The organism is Microlunatus parietis, assembly GCF_013407955.1.
GTDB lineage: Bacteria > Actinomycetota > Actinomycetes > Propionibacteriales > Propionibacteriaceae > Microlunatus > Microlunatus parietis.
The window spans coordinates 39,017-51,039 of record NZ_JACCBU010000001.1 but is presented as its reverse complement, the minus strand read 5'-3'; the positions used below and the strand labels follow the sequence as shown (position 1 = coordinate 51,039).

The window sequence follows — 12,023 nt, the reverse complement described above, 5'->3', positions numbered from 1 at the left end:
CCGACGTGAAGCGTCTCTGGTTGATCGGAGCGATCGCGCTCGGTGTCGTGATCGTCGTCGTCGCCGTGATCGCGGTGGTGGGAATTGTCGGTGATCAGCCGACGGCACAACCGGACCGGGAGGAGCTTCCGGTCAACATCGAGTTGATCAAGCAGGCCCGGCCCGAGCCCGGCTGTGCGAAGGTTCCGCGGCCGAAGCCCGCCGGTTCGGGCGACGTCGAGCTCGGCGTGATCCGGCTCCGCGGCCACTGCCTGATCTCGGAGACCGTCGTGGTCGCGGAAGCCGATGCCGCGGCCAGGCTGGCCGAGTTGCGGCAGCAGCAGGACGTCGTCGCCGCCGATCGCGCGGACGTGCCGCAGCCGCCGGCCGAGCCCAGAGATATCCGTCCCGCAGTGGACGGGGTCGAGGAGAAGCAGTGGGGGCTGGACGCGCTCGGCGGTGCCGCGGCGCTCCATGACCTGTGGCCGGCAGACGCACCGGAGATCAAGATCGGCGTCGTCGACAGCGGGATCGACCCGAAGCAGGCCGAGTTCGGGGACCGGGTGATCGCGATCAGGGACACCGTGCTCGGCAGTGACAGGTACGAGTCCCACGGGACCGCGGTCGCCGGCATCATCGCGTCCGCCGCAGACGGCACGGGGGTGACGGGCCTGGTGCCGAAGGCGAAGCTGCTCGACGCCCAGTACTGGCGCGACGGGGTGGCGGTGGGTGAGTCCGGGATCCATGACGAGATCATCTGGGCCGTCGACCAGGGTGCAAGGGTGATCAACCTGTCCTCTGGGGCCAACGACAGTTCGCTGCTCCGGGCCGCGTACGAGTACGCCGAGTTGAGCAGCGTCGTTCTGGTCCCGGCCGTCGGCAATTGCGGGCATTGGACGGTGAGCGTGCCGGATCCCCCGGGCACGGCGCCGGATCCGCTGGATCCCTGCAAGCGCGGCCGCAACCAGATTGCCGGTCAGGCCGACCAGCCCACCGTGCTCGGGGTGGGCGCGCTGAACGAGGAGCACCGCAAAGCCGGCTTCTCGTCCAAGAACCGCACCGTGATGATCATGGCCCCCGGCGAGGCGATCCTGTCCACGTGTGTCACCCGAACGGCCGGTCCACGATCGCTGTGCGTGAACGACGGCACGTCGTTCGCGGCACCGTTCGTGACCGGTGCGGTGGCGATCCTGCTGGCCCGGCATCCGGAAGCGAGCCCGGCCGATATCCGCCAGGCCTTGATCACGACCACCGACCCGATCGAGACCGTACGCGGGCAGCGCAATGACGCGTTCGGCTACGGCAAGCTCAATGTGATCGCCGCCGCGAAGTATCTCGATGATCATCCGCCGCAGCCGCAGCCGGAGCAGCCGGTGATCACCGCGGCGGCCCGAACCGGTAGCAAGGTCGAATTGATCATGGACAACGGCAAGAAGCTCGCCGTCCAGCAGCTCGGCCAGGGCGGGACCCCGGCGTTCGCGTTCAGCGCCGACGGAGCCTGGTTCGCTGCCGCCGACGGGAAGACGTTGACCGTCGTCGACGCGTACACGGGACGGCAGCAGTCGACCGAATGCGGCTGCAGCGGCGTCGCGTTCAACACAAAGGGCCAGGTGCTCGCCGCCCAGACGCACGGCGGGCTCAAGATCGCCCAGTACGACCCGATGACCGCCGACTGGACCGGCACCACCTACGCCCCGAAGCTGTCCGGGGGACTGGACTCGGCCAAGCTCGTCGGTGCCGCGGGCGACGTGGCGCTGGTGACGCTGAGCCAGGGCGAGTACGCCAACCGGCTGGTCGGGGTCTGGCCGGACAGCACCGCGACCGAGCTGGACGGCGGCGGGCTGGCGTACACCATGGTGGCGGCCTCGGCCACGGGCCGGTTCGTCGTCGCATCCAGTCCCCAGTCCTGTCCGCGCGTGATCGACGTGGAGAAGACCCGGTCGACCGGCAAACCCTGGACGAAGTGGCTGTGGTACGACGACATCTTCTGTGCCACCTCGATGCTGGCGCACTTCGACGGCGACAAGGCCCTCCACCTCGGTTGGCTCGGCTCCCAAAACATGCAACGAAAGCCCGCCTGCCTGAAGCCCGGCCAGGAGCGCGAGGTGCCGGTCACGGGCCGGTTGCCGATCGGCGAGTTCACGCCGAGCCGGGACCCCGTCGACCTGCCCTGGAAGGATCTCGACTGCACGGCCTCGGGAGTCTGGCCGCTGAAGAACGGCGCGCAGGTCCGGGCCCGGGGCAGCCTGGGCTCGGCCCTGCCGCTGAAGTACACGCTGGTCCTGCTGAAGCCGAACGGCGAGGGCGAGCAGAATCTCGCCGAGCAGGCGGACGAGATCGCCGTCCGGACTCGCTGAATCCCTGTGCTGAGGCGAATCCTGGCCGGTAGCGGACGAATGCGGCAGACTCATCGCCCGTGAACGAGCAGCGAACCGGCCGCCGCGGCCGGTTGATCGCGATCTTGGCGGGCGGGGTGGCGCTGTCGGTGATCGCCGCGGCCGCAGTGGTGATCATGGGTGACGGTGCCGCTCCGCCTCCGCCGCCGCGCCAGGAACGCCCGTTCCGCAAGGAACTCGTCGAACGGGCCCATCCCGACCCTGCGTGTGCCGAGCGTCCGGCGCCGCGGCCCGACGGCTCCGGCGAGGTCGCCATCGGCGTGCTCCGGCTGCAGGAACGGTGCCTGGTCTCGGCGACCGTAGCCACGACGGAGACCGAGGCCGACCGCGTGATCGCCGAGCTGCGGGCCGAGCCTGACGTGGTCGCCGCCGACCGGGTGCGGCAGACCGCGCCGCCGGGTTACGGGAGGTACGAGAGCGGCGAGGGCCGGTCCTTCGAACAGGAGGCACGAGAGTCGCTGGGCGGGGAGCGGCTGCTCGACCTGTGGCCCGAGGGCGCCCCGGAGATCCGGGTCGCCATGATCGACGCGGGAGTCGACGCGTCGCATCCCGAGCTGGCCGGCCGAGTGGTCGCAACCCGGGACACGGTGCTCGGCGCGAAGGACCACCGGGACCACGGCACCTTCAACGCCGGGATCGTCGCCGCGGCCGCGGACGGGCAGGGGATCACCGGGATCACCCCGAACGCCAAGCTGCTGGACGTCCAGTACTACCGCGACGGAGAGGGCTGGCCGCCGAACCAGCCCGGCATCCACGACGAGATCATCTGGTCGGTCGACCACGGCGCCCGGGTGCTCAGCGTCTCCGCCACCGATCATGGTTCCTCGATGCTGGACGCGGCCTACGCCTACGCGGAACTGAACGGGGTGGTGGCGGTCGCCGCGGTCGGCAACTGCGGCAGCTGGCTCCTCCGGGACGACTACTGCGGACGCCGCCACGACGTGCTCGGCCAGGCCGACCAACCGACGGTGCTCGGCGTCGGTGCCACCACCGACGGCGACCGGGCCGGCTATTCGCCGATCAACCGGACGGTGCAGCTGGTGGCGCCGGGCGGGGCCGGCGACGACGGGCCGGTGCCGGGCGACCCGCGACTCGTCTCGACCTGCATCAATGATCAGGAACGGCCGCGGACGCATTGCCGGAGCCACGGCACGTCGTTCGCGGAGCCGTACGTGGCCGCGGCGGCGGCGCTGCTGGCCGCACGGCACCCGGACGCGTCGCCGGCAGAGATCAGGATCGCCTTGATCATGAGCGCGAACCAGGCCGGCCTCGACCTCGAGCCTGGTCAGCGCAACGACGAGTACGGCTACGGACGGCTGGACATCCTGGCCGCAGCCAAGTATCTCGATGATCATCCGCCGGCGCCGCCGCCGGGCGAGAAGCCGGTGATCGCCGCGGCGACGATCACCGAGGAGGGCGGGAGCCATCGGACCGACCTGGTGCTGACCGACGGCTTGTCGATCGAGGTCCAGGCGCTCGGGGCGACCAGGCCGGAGCTGGCGTTCAGTGCCGACGGCGACTGGTTCGCGGCGACCGACGGCAAGGTGCTGACCGTCGCCGACGCGCGCACCGGCAAGCAGCAGTCGACCGGCTGCACCTGCCTCGGGGTCGCCTTCAACAGCAAGGGCGAACTGCTCACGCTGCAGGGTGCCGGCGGCATCGAGATCCTCCGGTACGACGCCCGAAGCCTCAAGATCAACGGCTCCACGTCCGGGACCGGGCTCGACTCGGCCGACATCGGACCGGCCAAGATCGTCGGCGCGGCCGGCGACAGCGCCTTGATCACCATGAACGTCGGCGGCACGGACGCCCAGTGGTGCACGCGGTCCGTCCCGACGGCCGGGTGATCAAACTGCGGCTGGAAGCGGACGGGATCGGCCAGGTCGCCGCCTCCGCCGACGGCCGCTGGGTCGCCCTGTCCGGCTCCGTACAGTGCCGGCAGCACCTCGCCTTCTGGCTGATCGACCTGACCCGGGCGGCGGCCGGCCGCACTCCGTGGTCTCAGGCGCTCGCGCCGGGCGGCGGAATGTCCTGCGCGACCACCTCGCTGCACTTCGAGGGCGCCGACCTCGCGGCGGGCTGGATGATCACCGGCCAGACCAGGCCGCCCGGGTGCCCGCAGCGCGGCGGTCCGGTCGCGCTGTCGACCCGGCTGCCCAAGGCGGAGTTCCGGCCCAGCGACACGGCCGGCCGGACGCCGTGGGTCGACCACACGTGCCTGGCCGGGGTCTGGAGCCCGGCCGACGGGGAGCAGCTCCAGCTGCTGGCAGGTCCGCTCGACAAGGGATCCCGGCCGATGCCGAGCGGCTACTCGCTGGTCCGGAAACGGCCGGCCGGGCACGGCGAGGTGGTGCTCGCCGAGGACGTCGCCGCCGTCGTGGTCCGGCCCCGCTGATCACGCGAGCAGCACCCGCCGGCCTCGCCGCCCGACCGCTTCCATGATCAACTCGGCCAGCCGGGCGATCTTGAGCCGCGCCCGGGAACCGGAGGCAGGGTCGTCCACCATGATCTCGCCGGCTCCGGCCTCACTCGCGCCGATCACGCCGATCAGCGCGTCCCGCCGTGATCGTGACTCCTGGATCCGCCGGCCGAGGCTGCCGTCGGGCTCGACCCGGACCCGGACCCCGGCGGCGCGGAGCAACCGGACGGCGTCGTCGGCGGCGTCGCGCTGAGCTGCGGAGATCGGCAGCAGACAGAGCTGGACCGGCGCCAGCCAGAGCGGCAGTCGCCCGTCGTACGCCTCGAGCAGGAACGCCGCCATCCGCTCCATCGACCCGATGATGCCGCGGTGGATCATCAGCACCCGGTGCGCGGCGCCGTCCTCGCCGATGTAGCTCAGGTCGAACCGCTCCGGCTGGTTGAAGTCCAGCTGTACGGTCGCGATCGACTCCTCCTTGCCGGCTGCGTCGAGCACCTGGACGTCGATCTTGGGCCCGTAGAACGCCGCCTCGCCCGGAGCCTCGCGCCAGTCCAGCCCGCGTCCGGACACGACGGCCCGCAGTTCGTCCTCGGCCTGCCGCCACTGGTCGGCCGAGCCGAGATAGCCGGGACCGTCGTCCCGGCAGGACAACCGGAGGTATTCCACGTCGATGCCGAGCACCGCGAACGCGTCCAGCAGCGCGTCGAGTGCCAGCACCACCTCGTCCCGCAGCTGGTCCGGCCGGCAGAACACGTGGGTGTCGTCGAGGTCGATCTGGCGGACCCGGCTCAGCCCGCTCAGCGAGCCGGACGGTTCGGAGCGGAACATCGGCGCCAACTCGTTGTAGCGCACCGGCAGCTCGCGATAGCTGTGCTGCTCGGCGGCGTAGATCATCGCGTGGTGCGGACAGTTGGCCGGCCGCAGCACGAGTTGATCACCGCCGACCGGCATCGGCGGGAACATGTCGTCGCTGAACTTCTCCCAGTGCCCGGACCGTTCGAACAGGGCCCGCTTGCCGAGCACCGGCGAATAGACCGGCTGGCAGCCCGACGCCAGCGCCACCTCCCGGGCGAACTGCTCCAACTCGTGCCGGATCACTGCGCCGGCCGGCAGCCAGAGCGGCAGCCCGGCACCAACGTCCGGATGACCGGCGAACACGCCCATCGCGCGGCCGATCTCGCGATGGTCGCGGACCGCCGGTCTCGCGTCGTTGTCGATCATGATCATGCTCCTCGGGTTCGGTGGAGCCGCCCGGGCATGAAAAATGCCCCGGAGCAAGCTCCGGGGCTTCGATGCTGAGAGCGGTCAGCGAGCGCGCCGGAGGTCGTCCGGCGTCGTGGTGTTCAGTGACCGCTGATCCATGCTGCTCACCGTACCCGCGCCAGGAGGCCAGCGCAACAGGAAGAACTGAAGGCGCTCGGCGGGCAGATTTCCCTTGTTTTGGTGGTGTTTGGGGGATTCCAGGGGTAGAATAGTACACATGTTCGAGTCGTTGGAGGAGCGGGTTGTCGGGTACGGGACCGACGACATCCTCAAGGGTGCCGCGGAGGCGGTGCGTGCTCGTGTGGAAGCCGAGAACGTGCTGCTGGCGTGGACCGCTGCGTGGGCGGAGGCGAACTCGGCTGCTTCGATCCATCCCGACGAACTGAAGTTGACTGGCGGTCCGCGTGGGGTGCGGCCCGGCGGTGAGGGTACGCCGGAAGTCCATGATCTTGCTCTGGAGGTGTTGGCGGTCAAGATCAAGAAGAGCGACTTCGCGTGCAGCCGGTTCGTGGGTGAAGTCCTCGATCTGCGTCACCGGCTCCCGCTGTTGTGGGAGAAGGTGATGAGGTGTGAGGTCGAGGGCTGGCAGGCCCGTGGGATTGCCCGTCAGACCCACCACCTCTCCCTGGAGCTGGCGCGGCAGGTCGATGAGGACCTGGCCGGGGCTGCCGGGGTGGTCGCGCAGCGGAAACTGCAGAACCTGACCGAAGCCGCGATCGCCCGGGTCGACGGCCCGCGGCTGGAGCGAGAAGCTGCGGAACGGAAGAAGCAACTCGGCGTGTGGCTGTCCCAAACCAACGACGAAGGATTGAAGGGCCTGTTCGCCAGGTTGGAGCCGCCGGACGCGGTCCGCCTGTTCGGCCGGATCCAAGAACTGGCTGACGCGTTGCCGCCAGATGATCGGACGCCGGACGAGCGGCGGGCCGCCGGCTTGGCGTTGCTGGCCAACGAACTGGAAGCGACTCGGGTGTTGGCCGAATATCGCCAGCCGGACCTGTTCGGTGAGGAGTTCGCTGCGGCGTCGAGCCGATCGTGGGTGAGGAAGACGAGCCGGTCGAGGAATCCGAGCTTCATCCGTCCCTGCGGGACAAGCCGGCCAAGATCATCGACACCGACGACCTTAAGGCCGCTGTGTTCAGGGCCGCGGTCGAGCAGATCGTGGCCAAGCTCGATCCGGCCCGGCTGGTGCCGACCTCGACCCTGGTCGTGCACATTGCCGCCGAGACGCTGGAGTCAGGGCAGGGGATCTGCCGGGTGCCGGGGATCGGCCCCACCCTCAAGAGTGTGGTGAAGGATTGGCTCGGTCACGACCGGGTCAAAGTGGTGCCGGTGATCGATCTGAACGACACTCCGGCCCCGGTGGACGGCTACGAGATCCCGGACCGGCACAAACGGTATCTGCGGTTCGCCCGGCCCGGCTCACGGTTCCCCTGGTCCACCGCGACCGGACGACTCGAATTCGATCACACCCAGCCCTACCAGGCCGACGGTCCGCCCGGCCAGACCGCTGTGGCCAAGCTGACCCCGCTGGCGAAGCGGGAGCACCGGGCGGTCACGTTCGGCGGCTGGCAGCGGCGACAACCCGAGCCGGACACGATGATCTTCAAATCACCCCACGGCGACATTCAGATCACGAACTACTCCGGCACTTTCGATCTTGGTCAAGGCCTCTTCGCGCACGCCGTCTGGACCGCCGCCGACCCCAACACCTGAACACCCGGAGCCCTGTCGGGGGAGCGCCCTGCAACGTTCAAGATCGGGACCGAGGGCGGCGTCGTCCGGTGGAGCCGCGGATGATCAACTCCGCCGGGAACACCTCGCGGCGCGGCGGCAGCTCCGGCTCGGCCAGCCGGCCGCCGAGCAATTCGACCGAGCGGGCCGCCATCGCGGCCAGCGGCTGGTCGACGGTGGTCAGGTCGATCGACTTCCAGCCCGACTGCAGCGTGTTGTCGAACCCGACCACCGAGACGTCCTCCGGTACCCGCAGCCCGCGTTCCTTGATCACGTTGAGTGCGGCGAAGGCCAGCAGGTCGTTGTGACAGAAGATCGCCGACGGGGGATAGCGGCGGTCCAGTAGCCGTTCGGTGCCCGTGAATGCTTGTTCGTAACGGAAATCGGTCCGGACCCGGAACTCGTCCTTAAGCTCGATGCCATGATCGGCGAGCCGGCCCAGGAAGCCGGCGGTCCGCTGTGTCGCGGTGCTCGTCCCGGCCGTCCCCTCGATCATGGCGAACCGCCGGTGGCCGAGCCCGTACAGATGATCGACGACCGCCGCCGCGCCGGCAGCGTTGTCGCCCTCGACGGAGTCGCAGGCCAGGTCGACGGTACGGTTCGCCAGCACCAGCGGGAAGCGGCGCCGGACCAGGTCGCGCAGGATGCCGAGACCCGGCGTCGCCGCGGTCAGGATGATCCCGTCCACCCGCTGCTGCAGCAGCAGCTCGACCGCCTCCTGTTGATCACCGGCGTGCCCGTTCTGCAGCAGCATCTGCTGGCCGCGGTCGGCGAGCGTCCGCCCGATCTCCTCCAGGAACTCGGGATAGAACGGATTCGTGATGTCGGAGACGACCACGCCGACCAGCCCGGTCCGGCTGGTGACCAGGCCGCGGGCGACCGCGTTCGGCGAATAGCCGAGCGACTTGCTGATCTGGAGGATCCGGGCCCGGGTCTCGTCGGAGACGACGCCGCCGTTCAGCGCCCGGGACACGGTGGCCTGGGAGATGCCGGCGGCCCGCGCGATGTCCACGCTGGTCGGCGCCTTCCGCCTCTCGCTCATGATCTAGTGTCCCTCCCGTGCGAATCCTCGACATCCGCCACCTCACCGTACCCATCGAATCGGAGATGGCGAACGCGTACATCAGCTTTGCCAGCATGGATGTCAGCGTGCTGGCCATCGTGACCGATCAGGTCCGCGACGGCGAGCCGGTGATCGGGTTCGGGTTCAACTCCAACGGCCGCTACGCCCAGCCCGGGATTCTCGACCACCGGATCATCCCGCGGGTCCTCGGCGCCGAGCCGGACAGTCTGATCGACCCCGACACCGGCCACCTCGCCCCGGACCGGATCTGGCACGCCGCCATGATCAACGAGAAGCCGGGCGGGCACGGCGACCGCGCGGTCGCCGTCGGCATCCTTGACATGGCCGCCTGGGATCTCGCCGCGAAGCTGGCCGGGCGGCCGGTGCAGCACCTGATGGCCGAACGCGCAGCCTCCGGAACCGGCACACCGCTGGAGCGGGTCTGGGTCTACGCGGCCGGCGGCTACTACTACCCGGACCGGGGCACTGCGGCGCTGCTGGACGAGTTGCGCGGCTACCTCGACCTCGGCTACCGGACCGTCAAGCTCAAGATCGGCGGGGCGCCGCTGGCCGAGGACCTGGCCCGGATCGAGGCCGTCCTGGCGATGCTCCCGGACGGCGCCGACCTGGCCGTTGACGCGAACGGCCGGTTCGACACGGCCACGGCGATCACCTACGCGGAGGCACTGCGGGATCTGCCGCTGCGCTGGTACGAGGAGCCGGTCGACCCGCTCGACTACCAGGCGCTCAGCGAGGTCGCCGAGGTCTACCCGGGACCGCTGGCGACGGGGGAGAACCTGCTGTCCCGGCAGGAGGCGGTCAACCTGGTCCGCTACGGCGGCCTGCGGCCGGACCGCGACGTGCTGCAGATGGACTCGGCATTGAGCTACGGCTTCACCGAGTACGACCGGACCCTCGCTGCACTGGCCGAGCACGGCTGGTCGCCCGGCCGGTGTGTGCCGCACGGCGGGCACCAGTTCAACCTGGCGATCGCCGCAGCATGCGGGCTGGCCGGCGCGGAGTCGTACCCGGGGATCTTCGAGCCGTTCGGCGGCTTCGCCGACGCGGACCCGGTGGTGGACGGCTACGTCACGCTGCCGCAGGTCCCCGGCATCGGGCTGGAACAGAAGTCGTCCCTGGTGCCGGTGCTGGATCGGCTGCGCGATCGCTGACCCTGGTGCGTTTCCCAGCAGTTGAGCGATAACGCCCGTACCCTTGCTCGCTATCCTCCGATTATTGTAATAATCTTCGGTATATCGAAGTGATCGCAAGGTCTGCGGAAGGACGGGGCGGATGACCGAGCGGACAGGGCCGGCCGGGCTGGGCGGAGTGATCAGCGTCGTCCAGACGCCGTTCGACGACGCCGACGAGATCGACCCGGCGGCGCACCGGCGGCAGGTGGATTGGCTGTTCGCCGAGGGCACGGACGGCGTGGTGACCGGGATGGTCTCCGAGGTGCTGCGACTGACCGCCGACGAGCGGGACCGGCTGGCGAGCCTGACCTGCGAGGCCGCCGACGGGCGCGGTCCGGTGATCGTCAGCGTCGGCGCGGAGTCGACCCATACGGCGGTCCGGCACGCCAAGCATGCCGCGCGGGCCGGCGCGGCTGCGGTGATGGCCGTGCCGCCGGCGCTCACCGCGGTCGGGGACGACGAGTTGTTCGGCTACTTCGCGACGATCGCGGAGTCGTCCGGGCTGCCGGTCGTGGTCCAGGACGCGTCCGGCTACGTCGGCCGGTCGCTTTCCCTCGAACTGCAGGCCCGGCTGTTCTGGGAGCTGGGCGACCTGGCCCTGTTCAAGCCGGAATCGCCGCCGATCGGGCCGAAGGTGTCCGCGCTGCGCAAGGCCACCGACGGCGGCGCCAGGATCTTCGAGGGCACCGGCGGCCTGCACTTGATCGACAGTTTTCGCCGCGGTGCGATCGGCACCATGCCGGCCGGCGACCTGGTCTGGGCGATGGTGCCGCTGTGGCGGGCGCTGTGCGCGGGCGACTACGAGCGGGCGTACGAGATCGGCGGCCCGCTCGCCCTGGTGATCACCCACCAGTCCAGCCTGGACACGTTCGTGTCGGTGGAGAAGCACAACCTGGTCCGCCAGGGCGTCCTGCCGTCGGTCCGGATGCGCGGCCCGGTCGGCGCGATCGGCGACGAGGACACCCTGGCCGAGGTGGACCGGCTGGTCGACCGGCTCCGGGCCGTCGTCCGGTCGGGTGGGTGAGCCCTACTTCTCCTCGACCGAGCCGACGTCGGCCAACTCGGCGCGAGCCTTGGCCCACGCGTCGTCGGCGGCGTCGAACCCGCTGCGCAGATAGGCCGCCGTCAGCCGGGTGAGGGCGGCGACCATGGCCGGGTTCTCGTCGGTGGTCTCGGTCGCGTCGTAGCCGGAGATGCCGCCGAAGATGTGCTCGGCGCCGAACACGGTGAGCAGCGACTTCGGCCCCGGCGCCAGCCGGTACGGGTCCGCGTGCCAGTCGGGCCCGAGGTCGGTGAAGTGCCGCGAGTCGTCCCGGTCGCCGGCGACGATCAAGGCCGGCGTGATCATGGTCGAGAAGTCGATCGTCCGGAAGTACGGCACCTGGTCGGCCATCGGGCCGTTCAGCACGTCGCCGCGGCCGGGCGTGCCGAACAGCACGCCGTTGCCGATCCGGGGATCGCGCAGGTCCGGCGTCGCGCCGGCCTCGGTGACCTGGGCGCCGAGCAGCAGGCTCGCGGTGAAGCCGCCGAGCGAGTGCCCGGCGACCGCGATCCGGCCGCGGTCCAGTCGGCTGGCCAGCGCGGGAACGGCGTGCTCGACCTGGTCCAGCGCATCGATCAGCCGGCTCATGTCCGCGGCCCGGGAACGCCAGAAGTACGGCGCGTCGGGCTCGTCGGCGAGCCGGTCCCGCAGCGTGGCCGAGCTCAGGTGGGTCGGCTGCAGCACGGCGAACCCGAGGGCCGCCCAGAGATTGGCCAGCGGGGCATAGCCGTTCAGTGAGGAGAGGTTGTTGCTGCGGCCGTGACCGTGGGACAGCAGGATGATCGGCAGGTCGGTCCCGGTGGCCGGGAAGGTGGCCCGGACGTGCAGGTCGACCGGCCGGCCGGGCACCGGAATCACGATCGGGGCGTACGAGAGCACGGGCACGTCGAGCAGGGTGTCGGTGGGCATGACGGATCCTTTCGCAGAAGGTGGGCTA

The 12,023-nt window shown here is 70.3% G+C and carries 10 protein-coding genes; 7 read left to right on the top strand and 3 right to left on the bottom strand.

The window, feature by feature from the left end; genetic code table 11:
• Positions 1 to 5 precede the first annotated feature (5 nt).
• Genes BKA15_RS00255 through BKA15_RS00245 form a run of 3 tightly spaced genes read left to right on the top strand, consistent with a single transcriptional unit; the run spans position 6 to position 4,770 of the window.
• Positions 6 to 2,336 carry a S8 family peptidase gene (locus BKA15_RS00255; RefSeq protein WP_179747610.1) on the top strand — a complete coding sequence of 777 codons (2,331 nt, stop codon included), beginning with the start codon at positions 6 to 8 and terminating at the stop codon, positions 2,334 to 2,336.
• A gap of 59 nt (positions 2,337 to 2,395) precedes the next feature.
• Entirely contained in the window at positions 2,396 to 4,222 is a 1,827-nt protein-coding gene (locus BKA15_RS00250) for a S8 family peptidase (protein WP_179747609.1), read from the top strand.
• Positions 4,189 to 4,770 (top strand): hypothetical protein, encoded by a 582-nt coding sequence (locus BKA15_RS00245; RefSeq protein WP_179747608.1) that lies wholly within the window; start codon positions 4,189 to 4,191, stop codon positions 4,768 to 4,770. The genes BKA15_RS00250 and BKA15_RS00245 overlap by 34 nt, the downstream gene beginning before the upstream one ends.
• Here the strand turns inward: BKA15_RS00245 and thrS are convergent, their stop codons facing one another.
• Entirely contained in the window at positions 4,771 to 6,015 is a 1,245-nt protein-coding gene (thrS, locus tag BKA15_RS00240; RefSeq protein WP_179747607.1) for a threonine--tRNA ligase, read from the bottom strand.
• A gap of 259 nt (positions 6,016 to 6,274) precedes the next feature.
• Here thrS and BKA15_RS00235 point away from each other — a divergent pair, with 259 nt between their 5' ends.
• Together BKA15_RS00235 and BKA15_RS00230 are read left to right on the top strand one after the other, a co-directional pair.
• On the top strand, positions 6,275 to 7,348 hold the full coding sequence (locus BKA15_RS00235; RefSeq protein ID WP_179747606.1) for a DUF222 domain-containing protein: 1,074 nt from the start codon (positions 6,275 to 6,277) through the stop codon (positions 7,346 to 7,348).
• A 38-nt stretch (positions 7,349 to 7,386) separates the two neighbouring features.
• Positions 7,387 to 7,770: a hypothetical protein gene (locus BKA15_RS00230; protein WP_179747605.1), complete on the top strand. Its 384-nt coding sequence runs from the start codon at positions 7,387 to 7,389 to the stop codon at positions 7,768 to 7,770.
• Positions 7,771 to 7,807: 37 nt separating this feature from the next.
• Here the strand turns inward: BKA15_RS00230 and BKA15_RS00225 are convergent, their stop codons facing one another.
• The gene (locus BKA15_RS00225; protein WP_179747604.1) at positions 7,808 to 8,830 is read right to left on the bottom strand and encodes a LacI family DNA-binding transcriptional regulator; all 1,023 of its coding nucleotides are present in this window, start codon (positions 8,828 to 8,830) and stop codon (positions 7,808 to 7,810) included.
• A gap of 17 nt (positions 8,831 to 8,847) precedes the next feature.
• On the opposite strand from BKA15_RS00225, the gene BKA15_RS00220 reads away from it, so the two are divergent.
• Entirely contained in the window at positions 8,848 to 10,023 is a 1,176-nt protein-coding gene (locus tag BKA15_RS00220; protein WP_179747603.1) for an enolase C-terminal domain-like protein, read from the top strand.
• Between the two features lie 121 nt (positions 10,024 to 10,144).
• Positions 10,145 to 11,068, top strand: coding sequence for a dihydrodipicolinate synthase family protein (locus BKA15_RS00215; RefSeq protein WP_179747602.1), 924 nt, complete (start codon positions 10,145 to 10,147; stop codon positions 11,066 to 11,068).
• Positions 11,069 to 11,071: 3 nt separating this feature from the next.
• On the opposite strand, the gene BKA15_RS00210 is transcribed toward BKA15_RS00215, so the two are convergent.
• Entirely contained in the window at positions 11,072 to 11,995 is a 924-nt protein-coding gene (locus tag BKA15_RS00210; protein WP_179747601.1) for an alpha/beta hydrolase family protein, read from the bottom strand.
• Between the last annotated feature and the right edge of the window lie 28 nt (positions 11,996 to 12,023).